14 protein-coding genes are annotated in these 18618 nt (G+C 38.0%); 8 read left to right on the forward strand and 6 right to left on the reverse strand.

Features of this window, described 5'->3' with window-relative positions; genetic code table 11:
* The 3 genes from R2H34_RS05365 to tauD are packed head-to-tail and all read left to right on the forward strand — an operon-like array spanning nucleotide 1 to nucleotide 2532.
* Nucleotides 1-792: a taurine ABC transporter ATP-binding protein gene (locus tag R2H34_RS05365; RefSeq protein WP_075696249.1), complete on the forward strand. Its 792-nt coding sequence runs from the start codon at nucleotides 1-3 to the stop codon at nucleotides 790-792.
* Complete coding sequence (tauC, locus tag R2H34_RS05370; RefSeq protein WP_075696250.1) at nucleotides 789-1670, forward strand: taurine ABC transporter permease TauC; 882 nt, start codon at nucleotides 789-791, stop codon at nucleotides 1668-1670. Before R2H34_RS05365 ends, tauC begins: the two co-directional genes overlap by 4 nt.
* Before the next feature lie 16 nt (nucleotides 1671-1686).
* A complete protein-coding gene (gene tauD, locus R2H34_RS05375) occupies nucleotides 1687-2532 on the forward strand; it encodes a taurine dioxygenase (protein ID WP_318342471.1) in 846 nt (281 codons plus the stop codon).
* Nucleotides 2533-2566: 34 nt separating this feature from the next.
* Here tauD and R2H34_RS05380 read toward each other — a convergent pair whose 3' ends face one another.
* Complete coding sequence (locus R2H34_RS05380) at nucleotides 2567-3238, reverse strand: hypothetical protein (protein ID WP_004959923.1); 672 nt, start codon at nucleotides 3236-3238, stop codon at nucleotides 2567-2569.
* A gap of 143 nt (nucleotides 3239-3381) precedes the next feature.
* On the reverse strand, nucleotides 3382-3822 hold the full coding sequence (locus R2H34_RS05385) for a universal stress protein (RefSeq protein WP_004913714.1): 441 nt from the start codon (nucleotides 3820-3822) through the stop codon (nucleotides 3382-3384).
* A gap of 249 nt (nucleotides 3823-4071) precedes the next feature.
* Here R2H34_RS05385 and R2H34_RS05390 point away from each other — a divergent pair, with 249 nt between their 5' ends.
* On the forward strand, nucleotides 4072-4362 hold the full coding sequence (locus tag R2H34_RS05390; RefSeq protein WP_318342472.1) for a hypothetical protein: 291 nt from the start codon (nucleotides 4072-4074) through the stop codon (nucleotides 4360-4362).
* Between the two features lie 108 nt (nucleotides 4363-4470).
* Nucleotides 4471-4962, forward strand: coding sequence for a DUF2505 family protein (locus R2H34_RS05395; protein WP_194597400.1), 492 nt, complete (start codon nucleotides 4471-4473; stop codon nucleotides 4960-4962).
* Nucleotides 4963-5040: 78 nt separating this feature from the next.
* Here R2H34_RS05395 and R2H34_RS05400 read toward each other — a convergent pair whose 3' ends face one another.
* On the reverse strand, nucleotides 5041-5244 hold the full coding sequence (locus R2H34_RS05400; RefSeq protein ID WP_004952870.1) for a hypothetical protein: 204 nt from the start codon (nucleotides 5242-5244) through the stop codon (nucleotides 5041-5043).
* 126 nt (nucleotides 5245-5370) lie between these two features.
* Between R2H34_RS05400 and def the strand changes: the two genes are divergently transcribed.
* Together def and R2H34_RS05410 are read left to right on the forward strand one after the other, a co-directional pair.
* The gene (gene def / locus R2H34_RS05405; protein WP_318342473.1) at nucleotides 5371-5856 is read left to right on the forward strand and encodes a peptide deformylase; all 486 of its coding nucleotides are present in this window, start codon (nucleotides 5371-5373) and stop codon (nucleotides 5854-5856) included.
* 263 nt (nucleotides 5857-6119) lie between these two features.
* Nucleotides 6120-9902 (forward strand): hypothetical protein, encoded by a 3783-nt coding sequence (locus tag R2H34_RS05410; RefSeq protein WP_318342474.1) that lies wholly within the window; start codon nucleotides 6120-6122, stop codon nucleotides 9900-9902.
* Between the two features lie 42 nt (nucleotides 9903-9944).
* Here the strand turns inward: R2H34_RS05410 and metH are convergent, their stop codons facing one another.
* Entirely contained in the window at nucleotides 9945-13631 is a 3687-nt protein-coding gene (gene metH / locus R2H34_RS05415; RefSeq protein ID WP_318342475.1) for a methionine synthase, read from the reverse strand.
* A 436-nt stretch (nucleotides 13632-14067) separates the two neighbouring features.
* On the opposite strand from metH, the gene R2H34_RS05420 reads away from it, so the two are divergent.
* Entirely contained in the window at nucleotides 14068-15696 is a 1629-nt protein-coding gene (locus R2H34_RS05420; protein WP_318342476.1) for an inorganic phosphate transporter, read from the forward strand.
* 479 nt (nucleotides 15697-16175) lie between these two features.
* On the opposite strand, the gene R2H34_RS05425 is transcribed toward R2H34_RS05420, so the two are convergent.
* A complete protein-coding gene (locus R2H34_RS05425; RefSeq protein ID WP_151830505.1) occupies nucleotides 16176-17144 on the reverse strand; it encodes a Tim44 domain-containing protein in 969 nt (322 codons plus the stop codon).
* 82 nt (nucleotides 17145-17226) lie between these two features.
* On the reverse strand, nucleotides 17227-18618 hold the full coding sequence (radA, locus tag R2H34_RS05430; RefSeq protein WP_099948286.1) for a DNA repair protein RadA: 1392 nt from the start codon (nucleotides 18616-18618) through the stop codon (nucleotides 17227-17229).

The following is an 18618-nucleotide window of genomic DNA, read 5'->3' on the forward strand; positions in this document are numbered from 1 at the left end:
ATGAGCGTATTAGCTGCTGAGCATCTTCATTTAACTTTTCCTAACCAGACCGTACCCGTATTGCAAGATATTAATCTCAAAATTGAAGAGGGCACTTTGACGGTAATTTTGGGAGAGTCTGGTTGTGGAAAAACCACATTACTGAATATTTTGGCTGGTTTTCAAAAACCAAGTTCAGGACAGATCAAACTTGATGATGAAGTAGTAACGACACCTGATGCTCGCCGTGCAGTGGTGTTCCAAGATCATGCGCTATTACCTTGGTTAAATGTCTCTGAAAATATCGGTTTTGCTTTACAACTTAAAGGTTTAAAAGAACAACATATTCATCAGCAAGTAGAATCCATCCTGAAGATAGTAGGTTTGAGCCATGTTGCACAAGCCAATATTTGGGAACTGTCAGGTGGTATGAAACAGCGCGTTGGTATTGCACGTGCCTTGATTAGCCATGCAGCCTTTATTTTATTAGATGAACCTTTTGCTGCGCTTGATGCATTTACCCGTGAAACCATGCAGCAGTTGGTGTTGGATTTATGGATTCAACAAAATAAATCTTTTTTCCTCATTACCCATGACATTGAAGAAGCGTTGTTGCTCAGTAATCAACTGATATTGATGACAGCTCGTCCAGGAAAGATCGTTGAAACTTTAAAACTAGATTTTGCAGAGCGCTATAAGCAAGGCGAATCGATTCGAACAATTAAATCCGATCCAAAATTTATTCAATTACGTGAGCAATTGTTTGAACGCCTACGAGTACAGAAACAAGCAGGGTATGAGGTGACTGTATGACGGGACAAGCAAAAAATACAGCCTATGAGCTAAGTAACACAGCAGAGTTTGCACAAATTGACCCGAAAAAATCAGCTTCAGGACGAAATGCTGTAGGTGATTTTCTCGCTCGTCATCGTAGTTTGGTGCTGAGTTTATCGAGCGTTATCAGTGTGCTGGTGATTTGGTATTTGATCACAGCTTTAAAAATTGTTCCAAGTTTGTTTTTGCCAAGCCCACAAGCGGTATGGCAGAAGTTTCTTGAAGTCAGTCAACAAGGCTTTATGAAAGCGACTTTATGGCAACATTTAGCCGCCAGTATTTCTCGTGTCTTATTGGCTTTAGTTGCTGCAATTGCGATTGGTGTGCCTTTAGGTTTATGGATGGGCTTGAACAAATGGGTGCGTGCGGTACTTGATCCTTTGGTTGAGCTGTTACGTCCGATACCACCTCTAGCCTATTTGCCATTATTGGTGATTTGGTTTGGGATTGGTGAAACCACTAAAGTGCTTTTGATTTCCTTTTCCATCCTTGCACCAGTCATTATCAGTAGCACGCATGGCGTAATCAGTCATCAGCTCAATCGTGAGCGTGCAGCCTTATCTTTAGGCGCAAGCCAATCGCAAGTGTTTTGGCATGTGATTCTGCCGACAGCCTTACCACATATCTTAACGGGTATCCGTATTGGTTTAGGTGTGGGGTGGTCGACTCTAGTGGCTTCGGAATTAGTTGCAGCAGATCGTGGTATTGGTTTTATGGTGCAGTCAGCAGCTCAATTCTTGATTACCGATACTGTGGTTCTCGGCATTATTGTTATTGCGATCGTTGCAGTGAGTTTTGAGTTGTTTTTGCGTTGGTTACAGAAGCAACTCTCTCCTTGGTATGGTCAACAGTTATAAGTGTGAGTAGTAGAAGATGACGTTAAATATTGAAGTGATTAAACCAACCATTGGTGCAATTATTCACGATGTTGATTTAAATACGGTTTATGAAAATACCACACAACAAATTCAACAGGCTTTGCTGGATCATCATGTAATTTTCTTCCGCAATCAGCAGCTTGCACCTCAGGCTCAAGCTGAACTTGCACGTGGCTTTGGTTCTTTACATATTCATCCTATTTTCCCGACAGTAGAAAATGTGCCTGAAATTATTGTTCTAGACAGTTGGAAGCAAGATTTACGTGACAATGAACTTTGGCATACTGATGTGACTTTCAGTCAAAATCCGCCATTAGGGTGTGTCTTGCAAGCCATCAAGATTCCACCTGTAGGTGGTGATACATTGTGGTCGAGTGGAGTAGCCGCATTTGCTGCATTGGATCAAAGCTTGCAACAAAAGTTAAAAGGTTTAACGGCTACACATGATATTCGTCAGTCTTTCCCGATTGAACGTTTTGCGCATAATGACGTTGAGCGTAAGAAATTGGAAGAAACCTTCAAACGTAATCCACCCGTTGTTCATCCTGTGGTGAGAACCCATCCTGTGACAGGACAGCCGATTTTGTTTGTGAGCGAAGGTTTCACCACACGTATTAATGAGCTAGATGAATCAGAAAGTGCTGAGTTATTGCAATATCTATTCGCCCACGCGACTCATGAGCAGTTTCATTTACGTTGGCAGTGGCAAGAGGGTGATGTGGCAATTTGGGATAATCGTTGCACACAGCATAAGGCTTTATTTGATTATGGTGATGCGCATCGGATTATGCACCGCGCCACCATCAATGGTGATGCACCGTTTTATCAAGCTGCAAGTTAATTAATAAAGGCTATTTGCATTACAAGGTTGAGTATCAAGATTCTTTCTTCAGTAAACCTTTAAGCTGATTCAAATATTGTTGTGCATTTTGCTCCACATTTTTTTCCGCTTTACTTAGATCAGATTGAATTGCTTTAACATTTTTTTCAAAGTGAGTTAAATCCAAATCTCCTAGATTCTTTTCTTCATTGAACATTTGCAAAGCAGAACGACTTAAAATCATAAATTGCTGGGTCATCTTCCATTCATACTTACAGCAACTTTGGATGATATTTTTTAATCGACCGAGACGTATTTGCTGATTAATTTGCTTGTAGTCAGGATGACTTGCACTAAAGAATAGAGCTTTTTCAATAGCATCACCGCTGTGCCAACCTTTAGCCAAATTATCCTGTGCAGCCTTGACATAGATGTCAGCCACTCGTTTTCTATCCGCTAAGATGTGGTTTTCAATATCAGCTAGATCAGTCAATCGTTCAATTGGCTCAAATTTAACTTCAATACCATATTTGCTATGAATGGATTCATCTTTGACGCGTAAGTAAATGGTTTCCCCAATTTTTACATCGGCTACAACTAAATTTTTAACAAGTTGAGCATGGTAATTTTGGGTACTGCCAAGCAATTCAGCATGAATATATTTAGTCCCAATTTTAAGGATATAAAATTGCCCAAACTCAGTTGTTTTCTGTTTCTTGCTTTGCACACTACACCTAATAAGCAATTTCATTGTGAAAATAATATCATTATGTATTGATTTCAACCATGTAATGCAAATAGCCTTAATAAATTTAAGAAATGAAAAAACCTTGTGCAAAATCACAAGGTTTTTTTTCGAAGCTTTGTTTATTACTGTTTGACGATCAACACAGGGATATGTGATTCGGTCAACACAGCACGTGCTACGCTACCGAGTAATAAACGTTTAACACCAGTACGACCATGAGAACCCATAATAATTAAGTCAGCGCCGACTTCCTCCGCGACAAAGATAATCCCTTCGCTTGCAGGACCATGATGTATTTTGGTGGTTACTTGAATTCCATCACGGGTAAATGACTGAGCGATATCTTGCAACTGTGTTTTAGCATGCGCCTCTGCTTGCATAAAATGCTCTGTAATTGCGGGTGCAACTTGATAAAAATCTACGCCCACATAAGGATCAACCGCAACAACACTCAATACCGTGACCTTTGCCCCAGATAATTTAGCTAAAGACAGTGCATGCTCAACGGCTGCATAAGAAATTGGAGAGTCATCAACTGCAACTAAAATATTTTGATAAGACATATTTGCTCCTTATTGTTTATCGTTGTAAAAAGATAAAGTTATATTATGTTGATAGCATATTGAACGTCGTCTAGCAAATTAGACCATGATCAAAAATGCATGATAAAACTGAAAATATTGCTGCAATACAGTAAATTCCACAGCAAAATAGAGATATAACAAAATATCGGTATTTTTGTAATTTACTTTCAAACTCACATGACTGTCTGCTTCTTTTTATTAATTAAACTTTAACCTAAAGGAATCTCAGTGTTACTCAATTTAGAAGCATTTAAACAGCAGAAGTTTGATCAGGTTGCTGCGAAAATCATGGCTGATCCTGATCAATATTTGGGATTTGATTCTGTTTCCGATTTTTATAAAGCAGAATGGTTGGATGAGTTTCCGCAAGGTACAACTTGGTCAGCGACAGGCTTAGATGATGGGGCACAGCAATTTTACGCTATCATAGAGTATGGGCGACACTATCTATATATCAGTCGAACTGAAAAGGTCACGGTAAAACTTGGCATGCGACATGACTACAATAAAAATAATTAATCCGAACAGTCATCTATTTTAGAGTAAACAGCCTTTGCGATTTTTATCTCAATGTTATACTTCCGAGCAGAGATGAAATCCCAAATAAAACGAAACGGAAATTTTAAAATGGCGCATCAATTTACGGTTAATGAAACAATTCACGGTGTTTCAATTGAAGATTTTACACGATTAGTTGCTCAAACCTCATTGCATGAAGCGGTGTGTAAACGTATTCCAGGGGATAACCTCGAAATTCTTGAGTCAAATGTAAATGGTGACATTTATACTTTGCGTCGTGAATACAATCTTGACGTCAGCATTCCAGATGTTGCTAAAAAATTATTAAAAAATGCATTCCGCTTAAAACGTTCAGATATCACTAATCTTAAAAATCTAACTTCGACTGTAGAACTTGGCGCAAATCTTCCTTTAGAGGCAAAAGCTGAACGTAAAGTTACAGGTAATAGTGAAAAAGTAGATATTTCATTGACTTGGAATGTGAAAGTAAAAGTACCTTTGATTGGCGGTATGCTTGAAAAGCACGCTGAAGGCGAAATTCGTAAATTTAGCAAACTTGAAATTGAAATCGTAGAAGATGAATTAAAGAAACAACTTTAATTTAAGCTGAAAATAAAACTCCCCTGAATCGACTGATCTAACGAAGAAAGGTTTGATGAAGGGGAGTTTTTTTATTGTCTAGAAGCGCAGAAAATAAGGAACTATGGAAAGTATTAGCCCAATCATACTGATCATAGTTGTACTCTCAATAAAATAAGTAAATAGCATAAGCAATAAGCCACAGATCAGAGGCACAGTCATTTTCTGTCTCTTACCATATATAAAATAGCCTAAGCCAATTGAACTAAAAAGAACACCCAGATAAAGTGGTAGTGCATTCATGCCAATTCCATATGTTTTTTTATTAGAAAATATTATGACAAGATTCTTAAATGAAAATGATAGAAGCCAAATTCATTATCCAATAGTATCAATCTAGGTTCGATTTAAAAATTATAAGGTTCTGTGATGAGTGTAATTTTGCCAGTAGCGCAACGCGGTGAAGAGATTTTAAAAATTAAAGCAGCTTTAGTCTCAGATACAGAGTTTAACAGTGAATGGTTGTTGCAACTGGCTTCTGCGATGCATGCAACGATGTTGGAGCGTAATGGTGTTGGAATTGCTGCACCACAGGTTTATATCTCCAAGCGTGTGATTATCGTGGCATCTCGTCCCAATCCTCGTTATCCCGATGCGCCTGAGATGGATGCTGTGGTAATGGTTAATCCTGAAATTTTAGAGTTTTCTCAACAGACTTGTTTGGGGGAGGAAGGCTGCTTGAGTGTTCCTGATCAGCGTGGAGTCGTAGAGCGCGCACAAATCATCAAGGTGCGTTATTACAGCTTACAAGGTGAGGTGATTGAAACAACGTTTGAGGGTTTTCCTGCCCGCATTGTTCAACATGAAGTTGATCATTTAGATGGTGTGTTGTTTGTGGAGCGAATGTCTACTTAGAAATTAAAATAAGGGGTTGTAGTAGATTAGCTTTGTGATAATCTAGTTTATGAAAATAACTATTTGTAAATTAAATATAAAAATTCAGTTTTTTGAAAGAGATCGATGCTGTCTGTGGAGCGGATATATTAAATTTAACAGTCAATTCCAAATATTGAATCTTTTTATTGCGAAGCTTAACTTCTCACATTTGCGAATGTTATGTATGATTTTCGTTTATAATTAATGATTATATAGAAGTCTTATATTAATAAGGTAAAGGAATGATTCAGCCAAATTGGGAAATTTTTTCAGCAAAATTTTCAAATAATCAACAAGTGACATTTGAATGGTTTGCTTATTTATTATTTTGCCGAGAATTCAATTTACCCAAAGGCTGGTTTGGATTTAAAAATCAGTCTGGAATTGAAAAAAATCCAATTGAAAAAGAGGGTGAAGTTATTGGCTTTCAAGCCAAGTTTTATTCTACGAGTCTTTCTACGCATAAAGATGACTTTCTAGAAATGCTAGATAAAGCAAAAAGAGATCACCCCACGCTAACTAAAATATTGGTTTATACAAATCAGTTTTGGGGAGAAGCATACAATAGAATTGAAAAAAAGATGATGTCCCCTCAGGCTTTAATAGATATTAAAGCTAAAGCTAAAGAATTAATGATTGATCTTGAATGGAGAGATGCTTCATTTTTTGAATCTGAATTCGTTTGCTTAGCGCATGATGATTTAGCTAAATACTTCTTCACAGAGCAAAAGCTAGAAGGTTGGCAACGCTATGATGATTGGTCAAATACAAAAGACAAAGTTGAAGGGGAATACTTAATCGATGAAGATGTTAAAGTTATTGTACCTAGAGATCATAATAAAAATGAAATTAGTGTGATTGATGGCATAAATACAATCCGAGAAAAATTATCAACAGGTGGAAATTCTATAAGATTAGTAGGACTCTCAGGTGTAGGCAAAACGCGCTTTGCGCAAGCCCTTTTCGATGATCGTGTCGGAATCAATAGCCTAGATATTAAAAAGGTTTGGTATTGTGATTTTGGTGATTCGCCTAATCCACAGCCTCAGCATTTTGTAGAAGAGCTCATTCAGAAACAGCAACCTTATATTTTAATTATCGATAATTGTGGACAAGATGCTCATGGCAGTTTAACGAAGAAAATTAAAGATACTCAAATTGCACTATTAACTATTGAGTATGATGTTCAAGACGATTTGCCTGAGAGTACGGAAGTTTACAAATTAAAACCAAATAGTACTGAAATAATCAAGGAAGTGATTGAACGACATTACCCCCAAATTAATAATTTGAATGCAAGAAAAATTGCTGATTTTTCAGGGGGAAACTATCGGTTAGCTTTAGCAGTAGCCTCTAACATTGAACGCACTGATAACTTGGCATTACTTACGAGTTCCGAGTTGTTTGAGCGGCTTTTTTGGCAAAGAGGGCAGCGTAATAATGAATTATATAAAGTCGCTCAAAATTGTGCATTAGTTTATTCCTTTAATTTAGAGGATGTAGGCGAAGAATATTCTGAATTAGATTATTTATCGAAATTTGCAAGAGTTGATAGTTATGACGCAATTGAAAGAATTGAAGAGCTAAATAATAAAGACATTGTTCAACAGCGAGGGAAATGGCGTGCAATTTTACCTCATGTACTAGCAAATCATTTAGCTAAAGAATGTATTTCAAGGAAGTTAGTAAGACAGCTACATGAGTTTATTCAAAATATGCCTCCTCGTTTGCAGATGTCTTGTATTAAACGTTTAAGCTATTTGCATGATGTCCCTAAGGTACAAGAATTAGTGACATCATGGTTTTCTTCTACTGGATGGTTAGGGCAAAAACTTTTAAATGATCAATATGATGCACAGGATTTGGTTAAATTCAGATTACTTGCCCATATCTCGGAAGATCAAATATTACAATTACTAGAGCAAAAACATAATGCTGCCCCTTATTTTTTAACTAGAGAAAATACACATTTTTTTGAAATTTCTAGATTAATACGATCTTTAGCCTATCAACCCCATAATTTTAAAAAAGCTTTTGACTTACTAATTTATTTTGCTAAAGATGAAAAAGAAGATGAGAGAAATAATTCTATTAGAGATTTAGTGACATCGTTGTTTAGCCTTTATACATCTGAAACAATGGCAAATTTAGAGCAAAAAAAGGACGCTCTGAATCAATTAAAAGTGATGCCCGAATATGAGTCGATGCTGTTAGATTGTTTATCTAAAGCACTGAATTTCTATGAGGGGAGTTATCTAGTAAGAGAGTATTCCGAAAATTCTCAGACTAGTGAGTATAGTTATCAGCCGAAAACTTATAGTGAAATTTGCGGGTGGATTGAGTTTTTACTTAGTGTGCTAGATGAATTAGATAATCATAATAATAGCAAAGCACGAGAGATTTTTAAAAATAGCCTTAAAAATATTATTTGGAAATGTGGAAAAGTTGATATTGTTAAAACATATTTAGAAAGATTTAATCAAAGACTATATTTCTCAGATGCTCATTCACAACTATTGAATATTATTCAATGGAATAGTGATGAGCTGAAAATTAAAGCACCAAAATTATTATCAGATTTAGAAGTCTTGGAAGAAAGCTTGAGACCTCAAAAAAGCAATATTTCAGAACTAATAAAATCTTATATATTGGTGAATGATCACTATTTATATCGTCTAGCTAAAGATAGTAATGAAGATTATGCAATTCTAATTCCTGAATTTGATAATTATGATGAATTAATTAACTATATATCTTCTCAACTTCAGAATATTGAGGTTCTTAAAGAGAATTTTGAAATATTACTCAATCCAAGAATTGGTTGGATTGGTAATCAGTATTTGCAAAGTTTAGGGGAAAGTTGTATAGCTGCCTTTCAGTCAGTAAATGATTGCATTCAGATTTTGAAAACTATAAATGTAGATGAAAGTTTAAATTATTCTGAATTTATTTTTGGAATTCTGAAAGGGTTTAGAAGTAAAAATATTAACGAATATAAAATCTTGGTTGAATTCTTTGTAAATGATGAACGATTCAATAAAATAATCGGTATATACTTATTTTATAGTTGTAAAACAGATGAAGATTTTGATTTTTTTACCACTTTATTACTTACAGAAAAAATTAATTTAAATCGTAATTTAAGGTTAGCATGGTTAAAAAAGCATAGCAAAATTTCCAGTAAACAATTTGAAATGGTTGCTGATACGATGATTTTGGTTGGTCCTCATCAAATGGTTGGATACGAGTTGATGGAAGAATGCTATTTTCAAAAACAATTACCTGAAAAATATCAATCTATTTTATTAGACTATGTCCCTGAGTTTATTAGTTCTGAGGATGCTTTCAATCACTTTGAAGAAGCTTTGCAAGTTTTACTAGGTTGTGGCGAGTTTTACCAAAATAGAATATTTAATGATATTAAAGAGAATTTTAGTAGTGAATCTTATATCTCTTTTCATCGTGAAGATAAAAAGTTTAAATTATTAAGACTGCTGATCGAAAGTAACACTAGTAAATTTATTGATGAGTTCGTTGAAGATCAAAATTTTATGTCTAAATTTTGGCAGAATGACATAGACAAAGTACTTGCTTATGCAGATGAAAAAATGATACTAGATTGGATTGATTCCGATCAAGAAAAAATAAATTTTTGGGTGAAAAATTCAAGGCTATATCACAGTAAAAAAAGAGAACCATCTAGTGAGGAAAACCAAAATTCTATTGTGTGGAAAGACCTGTTAATCACTTTGATTGATATGTGTAATGATAAACCTAATCTAATAAATATACTTTTTGATCATCACATATTAAGGATGAGAGGTGTTTTCTCAGGTTCCTGGTCGCAAGCTATGCAAACAAGATTACAGTATATTTATTCTCTGAAAGATAAAATAATATCGGTATTTCCTGAATTAGAGTCACTTATTATTTCTAAAGAAAAAGAATGGTTAGTTGCTATTGATCAGCAAGCGAAGATAGAGGCAGAAAGAGATAAACAAAATAGTGAGCGTTTTGAATGGTGATTAATAAAAACCCCCTCAACTGAGGGGATTTTCTTTTATGGCTTATCCAATCGAATCATCTAAATTCGGTGCTAACCAGCGTTTCGCCTCATCGAGTGTCCAACCTTTACGCTTTGCATAATCTTCAAGCTGATCTTGAGAGATTTTGCCCACATTAAAGTATTCACTTTGAGGATGTGAATAATAGAAACCACTGACAGAAGAAGGCGGCATCATCGCAAAGTGTTCAGTCAACTTCGTACCAATCTTCGCTTCTGAACCTAACCAATCAAATAACACTGCTTTTTCAGAATGCTCTGGGCAAGCAGGATAACCTGGCGCAGGACGAATACCGACATATTTCTCTTTGATCAGTTCTTCATTACTCAACGTTTCATCTGCTTTATAGCCCCAGAACTCTTTACGGATACGTTCATGTAAATGTTCAGCGAAAGCTTCTGCAAAACGATCTGCTAAAGACTGAACCAGAATCGCTGAATAGTCATCACCTTTGGCTTTATATTCATTTGCCAATTCTTCTGCACCAAAGATCGACACCGTAAAACCACCAAGATAATCCTCAGGTTGTTCAGAAGGCTTAATATAATCGGCTAAAGACAAGTTTGGTTTACCTGTCACTTTGTCTGATTGCTGACGTACGTGCTCAAAGGTGTGAGTGTGATGTTGACCTGATTCATCAAATACGCTGACGGTATCTGCACCAGTACGCTGAGCAGGGTATAAGCCAAACACAGCACGGGCATCGAAACGTTTATTTTCAATGATGTCTTTCAGCATCGCTTGCGCTTGATTATAAAGATCAGTTGCTGCTTCACCGACCACTTCATCTTCTAAAATTTTCGGGAATTTACCCGCCAAACTCCAAGAGATAAAGAATGGTGTCCAGTCAAAATATTCAACTAAGGTTTCAAGCGGATAATTCTTAATAACTTGTGTACCCAAAGCATTTGGTTTTGGTGGTACATAGTTATTATCAATTTTAAAACCGTTTTCGACTGATTCTGCATAACTCAATTTTGCAGCTTTCGGTTGTTTATTTGCTAAACGTTCACGAATCTTGGCATATTCAGCACGATGCTCTGCAATGAAGTTACCGCGCATTTCAGGAGAAAGTAGGGTGGTTGCGACACCCACTGCACGTGAAGCATCCGCGACGTAAATTACAGCATCATTTGAATATTGAGGATCAATTTTAACTGCGGTGTGTGCTTTTGATGTGGTTGCACCGCCGATCAATAAAGGAATATTAAAACCTTTACGTTGCATTTCTTTGGCAACAAAGACCATTTCATCCAAAGAAGGGGTGATCAAACCTGACAAACCAATGATGTCACATTTCTCATCTATTGCTGTTTGCAGAATTTTTTCTGCAGGTACCATCACGCCAAGGTCAACGATGTCATAACCATTGCAACCCAAGACAACACCCACAATATTTTTACCAATATCGTGTACGTCACCTTTTACCGTTGCCATCAGGACTTTACCTTTAGATTGTCCTTCTGACTTTTCAGCTTCAATGTATGGGTTGAGCCATGCTACAGCTTGTTTCATGACGCGTGCAGATTTAACGACTTGAGGAAGGAACATTTTTCCTGAACCAAACAAGTCACCCACAACGTTCATGCCGTCCATTAATGGGCCTTCGATCACATCAAGCGGACGTTTTGATTTTAAACGTGCTTCTTCAGTATCTTGATCGATATACGTGGTAATACCTTTAACTAAAGCGTATTCAAGACGTTTTTCGACAGACTCATTACGCCATTCAAGATTTTCAGCTTCTTTGGCTGCGCCACCATGACTACGATATTTTTCTGCAACTTCAAGTAATTTTTCAGTGGCTTCCTGTCCACTTTCTCCCTGATTTTGATTGAGGATAACGTCTTCAACCGCATCTTTCAGTTCTTTTGGAATATCGTCATAAATCGCCATCTGACCAGCGTTTACGATACCCATAGTCATGCCTTGTTTGATGGCATGATAGAGGAATACTGAGTGAATCGCTTCGCGTACAGGTTCATTACCACGGAATGAGAACGAAACGTTAGAGACACCACCAGAAATCATGGCATGTGGTAAGTTTTGTTTGATCCAACCAGTCGCTTCAATAAAGTCTACGGCATAGTTATTGTGTTCTTCGATCCCTGTTGCTACTGCAAACACGTTTGGATCGAAAATAATATCTTCAGCTGGATAGCCAACCTCATTGACTAAAATGTCATAAGAGCGTTTACAAATTTCACGTTTACGTTCAGCGGTATCTGCCTGACCAACTTCGTCAAAAGCCATGACAATAACTGCTGCGCCGTACTGACGGCAGAGGCGAGCTTTTTCGACAAACTCGTCATAACCTTCTTTTAAGGAAATCGAGTTTACAACAGGTTTACCTTGAACACATTTTAGACCTGCTTCAATGATTTCCCATTTCGATGAGTCAATCATGATCGGCACACGCGAAATATCAGGTTCTGAAGCGACAAGGTTCAGGAAATGCACCATCGCACCTTGCGAATCGAGCATCCCTTCATCCATGTTGATATCAATGATCTGCGCACCAGCTTCAACTTGTTGCTGAGCGACTTCTAAAGCTTCTGCAAAATTTTCTTCACGGATGAGACGAAGGAACTTTTTTGATCCTGTAACGTTAGTACGTTCACCAACGTTTACGAATAAAGAATCATCATAAATATTAAATGGTTCTAAACCACTCAAACGGCAAGCATGAACAGTCTCAGGAATTTTACGTGGTGGAATATCTTTAACAGCTTGGTAGATCGCACGGATATGGTCTGGTGTGGTACCACAGCAACCACCAGTAATATTGATCAAACCACTCTCAGCAAATTCTTTAATAAAGGCTGCGGTTTGTTCTGGGGTTTCATCATACTCACCAAATGCATTCGGTAAACCAGCATTAGGATGGGCTGAAACAAAGGTATCTGCAACGTCAGAAATCGTTTTAACGTGAGGGCGCATTGCATCTGCACCCAATGCACAGTTAAAACCAATTGACAGCAAATCACCATGACGCACTGAGTTCCAGAATGCTTCAGCAGTTTGACCTGTCAATGTACGACCTGAGGCATCTGTAATCGTACCTGAAATCATCAATGGAAGTTCATAACCGATTTGCTTAAAGACTTCTTTGACCGCAAAGATTGCCGCTTTACAGTTCAATGTATCGAAAACTGTTTCGATCAATAGAATGTCAGCACCACCTTCAATTAAGGCGTGTGTTGCTTCGATATAATTTTCTTTTAGTTCATCGAAAGTAATATTACGGAATGCTGGATCATTGACGTTCGGTGAGATCGAACATGTACGTGATGTCGGGCCGAGCACACCTGCCACGAATCGTGGTTTATCAGGGGTAGAGTATTTATCACACGCCGCTCTCGCGAGACGTGCTGCTTCACGGTTGATCTCAGGTACAAGATCTTCCATGTGATAATCTGACATTGAAACACGTGTACCATTGAAGCTGTTGGTTTCAATAATGTCTGCACCAGCATCCAAATAAGCTTCATGGATACCCTGAATAATCTGCGGTTGAGTCAGTACTAAAAGATCATTATTACCTTTGAGATCAGAAGCCCAATCTGCGAAACGTTCACCACGATAATCTTCTTCTTCTAATTTATGGCGTTGAATCATGGTTCCCATTGCACCATCAATAATCAAGATGCGTTGGGCGAGAAGAGATTTTAGGGTGGCAAGCGTGGACATAAGGAACCCCAGTATATGGCAAATATAAAAAGCTGAGGCATTGTAACAGAAGAGAACAGAAAGCGCGTATTTTCAACAACACAGAGCACTGATTCTTCAGTTCAATTTTGATGTGTCACAAAACCTTCATTAATTTGTAATAATTATGAGGAATAATGCTCCAAAAACCAGCGAATGAACTGAAATATGACAAATTGATGTCATATTTTGTAGCATTTGTTGCAAAATCAGACAAACAGTTTTTAAGACTTTTTGTTTTTATATCATATTGTATTTAAAGGGATATTTAATTTAATAGATTAAAGATTAGAACAAAAAACATCACAAAATGAGCTGAAATGATGAAATATCAGCTTTATATGACATCTCTTTGTCATATAATTGTCATAATTTAATTAAACAATACAGGGGATTTTTTTATCCTCTAACCGTCTACATGAATTCTAATATTCCTCCTGTTTCGGATTCACCGCTTGCCAATTCTTCGGCAAAATCGACGAATGTACATGTACCTACACCGAAATTCTTTATGCCGGTGTTTTTGACGATCATTGTTTCAACACTTATATATATTGGATTTCAGGTGAGTGCTGATTTAGCGCATGTACCACCTTTGAGTTTATATTCAGTTATTCTTTTGTCTACGGCATTATTCATTGCCTTAGGTTTTGAGTTTGTAAATGGTTTTCACGATACAGCGAATGCTGTAGCAACCGTAATTTACACCAATGCCTTACCTGCACCTGTTGCAGTGATGTGGGCTGGCTTCTGTAACTTTCTTGGAGTTATGGTGGCAAGTGGAGCAGTTGCTTACGGAATTATTGCATTACTTCCAGTTGAAATGATCATGAATGTCGGCAGTGGTGCTGGCTTTGCTATGGTTTTTGCACTGTTGATTGCAGCGATTCTGTGGAACTTAGGAACTTGGTTCTTAGGTATTCCTGCATCAAGTTCTCATACTTTGATCGGTTCGATCTTGGGTGTGGGGATTATGAATCACTTGTTAAATGCATCAACTGGAGCGACCAGTGGCATTGATATGGATCAAGTCATCAAAGTCGGGAAGGCATTGTTATTTTCTCCTTTGATCGGTTTTGCATTTGCAGCAATTGTATTCTTACTGGTTAAAACAATCTTTAAGCGCCAATTGGAATTGTTCCAACCTCCTGTTGGTAATAAACCACCACCACCACTTATTCGTGCGATTTTAATCTTTACCTGTACGGGTGTAAGTTTTGCGCACGGTTCAAATGATGGTCAAAAAGGCATGGGCTTAATCATGTTGATTTTGATTGGTTTAGTTCCTTTGGCTTATTCATTGAATAAAAACTTAGATGCTCAACATCTACAATCATTCGAACAGCTTTCGGCTCAAACAGCGACCGTGTTGAATGTCAATCAGAATGAATTATCTGATGAAAAAGCTCGTGAAGTTTTGACGAAATTTATTCAAACCAAAGAGCAAACCCCAGAAGTTGTTCCTGCTCTTGCAAGCATGACCTCTCATTTGGGTGATCGTGTAGCGACTTATGGCAACTTAAAGGATATTCCTGAAGCTGCTGTGAGTGAAATTCGTAATGACATGTATTTAAGTACAACGACATTTAAACGTTTAGATAAAGCAGATGCTTTACCTGAAATGAATAAAGACCAAGAAAAATTGGTAAAAGAATATCGTAGTAACTTAGATTCGTTCTTACAATACATTCCAAACTGGGTGAAGGTCGCAGTCGCGCTTGCTCTTGGTTTAGGTACGATGGTGGGTTGGAAACGTATCGTGATTACAGTGGGTGAGCGTATCGGTAAAAACCACATGACTTATGGTCAAGGGATGTCAGCGGAATTAGTTGCGATGAGTACGATTGCTGCTGCTGATGGTTTAGGTATGCCTGTATCAACAACACACGTTTTAAACAGTGCGGTTGCAGGTACGATGGTGGCAAATAAATCAGGTTTGAATTTCGCAACAGTTCGTACCATTCTTTCAGCTTGGGTATTTACCTTACCTGCAACGATCTGTTTGTCAGGTGGTTTGTACTGGGCATTCCTACAGTTTGTGTCTTAAGTATAGTTAGAAGATTTAGAACAGAAATAAAAGCTTTGCTTCGGCAAGGCTTTTTTATTGCTTTAATCTTTTGAGCTGATTGCACTATTAGTATATCTGTTGCTTAAGCAAAGGCTTAGTCACCTGAACCAATAGATTGTTTTAAACATTGATTTCAGCTCTTTTTTTTACGTTGTAACTAGTCATTTTTAGCTTTGCACTAAACTATCCATAAAATTTAAATCAACAGCATGTGCATCAAAAAAATTAAGAAAGTGAAGGCTATTCCCCAAATGTGGAATATGTTTCCTGATAAATATTAATTATTATGAAGATGCTTATATGTTTGGTTATCCTTATTGTAAACAACGTTTTACTTAAATTTCGTTTACACTCCGCCATTCTCAGAAATCGAGAGTGGCTTTTTTTATTTCTCATAAAATTGCACCAATAAAAAAAAGGAGCTATTGAATAGCTCCTTTTTTAAATGATATTAGCAATTATGCTTGTTGGATTCCTGCCACAACCCAATCTTGTTGCGAGCCAACAGGTTTAACAAAGTGCCAAATTTCAGTAAATGGTTGTGGCAAGCTATTTAAATCTTCACTTACCGTACCGGTGAAACGAACGCTAACCACATATTGTCCATTTTCAGTTGTGCTTTCAGCAACCATCGCATTAAGATTGCTAAACTCAGCCACATCTTGGTCTTGGTTAGCCATGATGTCGCTATACATTGAGTTATAAAGCTCAGGAGTCAAGTAACGACGAATTTCTTCGATATTGTTTGCGCTATTTACTGATTGAATGTGATTGAAGCGTTGGCGTGCAATACGAAGGAAAGCAGCAGGTTCAGTCCCATCAGGTAATTGGTTGCCACTGCTCATTGATGCACCACCAAACGGTGCCTGAGTCGCAACGCCACCACCAACTGATTGACCAAAAATATTGGTGTTGTCACCAGCCGTTTGACGCATAGTTGGTTGTGGGCTTACAGGACGGCCAAAGTTGTTTTGACCGTTATTATTTGGAGCATATGGATTAGCTGTGGCTAATTTTTTTTTTGCACCGAATTTACGGAATACAAAGAATGCAACTGCAGCAGCTAGGAGTACCCATAACCAACCTGGAATACCACCTTTTTCCTCTTCTTGCGCAGCTTGCTGCTCAGCAGAAGTAGGATTGTTGTCATCTGCCAATGCATTTGCAGCAACTGCACCTACAGCAGCACCTGCTACACCAGCAGCAACCATAGAACCTACGCCTGGACCTGATTTTTGAGTCGTCGTAGTTTTAGTTGTAGGTTGTTGGTACGATTGAGTAGTAGTTGGCTGAGATTGAGTCGTCGTTGTTGAACGAGACATACCATGACTTTTGCCACCGCCCGCACGTTTAGCTTCTGCAATTGGTGCTGCGACCAAAGTTGCCATCAATAAAGCTGCCATCAAGCCACGCTGGTGTACTTGCATCGAAAATTCCTATTTAATTCCAATATGTAAGTGTATTTATGAAGGTATTCGTTGATAATTTCAACTAAAAAAGTATGTTTTTTTATGTCAGTTCATCACTAAGCTGCATTGCTTCAGTCAATGCTTCATGTAAACGAGCTACAGCAATAATTTGAACACCATCAATACTTTTTTGTGGTGCATTTGCTCTCGGCAAAATCACATATTTAAAACCATGTTTTGCCGCTTCTTTTAACCGTTCCTGACCATTCGGAACAGGGCGTATTTCTCCCGATAAACCAACTTCACCAAAAACAGCCAGTTGTTGTGGTAATGCTTTACCACGCAAACTTGAAGCGCAGGCGAGTAATACCGCTAGATCTGAACCAGTTTCCGTGATCTTTAATCCACCTACGACATTAACATAAACATCTTGTCCCGCAGTTTGAACACCACCATGTCGATGCATTACTGCAAGCAGCATGTTCAGACGATTTTGTTCAAGTCCTAATGCAACACGCCGAGGTTGAGCATGTGCATCATCAACAAGAGCTTGAACTTCGACGAGTAATGGGCGAGTACCTTCACGGCTAATCATCACAATTGAACCCGGAATGGCTTCATCATAACGACTGAGGAAAATAGCTGAGGGATTGGCGACTTCTCGTAGCCCTTTATCGGTCATGCCAAAGACACCTAGCTCGTTGACTGCTCCGAAACGGTTTTTCACGGCACGAATCATACGATATCGAGAATCCGACTGACCTTCGAAATACAGTACGCAATCCACCATATGTTCAAGCACACGTGGTCCAGCTAAAGCACCTTCTTTAGTTACATGCCCCACGATAAATAACGCTGTTCCGCTATTTTTTGCAAAACGTGTGAGCAGGGCGGCTGATTCACGGATTTGTGAGACACCACCTGGTGCAGATTGTAAGGTTTCTGTATATAAGGTCTGAATCGAGTCTAAAATCGCAACGGCTGGTCTTTCTTGAGCCAATACTTCACAGATTCTTTCTACACAGGTTTCAGCCATTACTTTGAGTTGGTCAGTAGGTAAATCTAATCGCTGCGCACGTAAAGCGACTTGTGATAATGATTCTTCACCTGTGACATAAAGCGCGGAACTTTTAGCTGCTGCCATATGAGTAGCTGTTTGCAATAAGATGGTAGATTTCCCGATACCAGGATCACCACCGATTAAAACGACTGATCCAGTCACTAAACCGCCACCGAGTACGCGATCAAATTCGCCAATCCCAGTAGCTAGACGAGTTTCATGTGAAACGGAAATTTTATTTAGAGTTGTGATGCTCGCTGCTTGACCTGCATAACCGCCTCCCATCTTTGATTGTGCTCTGTGGGATACGATTGGCTCTATGCGAACTTCTACGAGGCTATTCCATTCTCCACATTCAGAGCATTGTCCTGCCCATTTTGGATGATCGGTGCCACATTGTTCACATCGATAAACAGTTTTAATTTTTGCCAT

This window comes from Acinetobacter sp. 16, assembly GCF_033439925.1.
Taxonomy (GTDB): domain Bacteria; phylum Pseudomonadota; class Gammaproteobacteria; order Pseudomonadales; family Moraxellaceae; genus Acinetobacter; species Acinetobacter junii.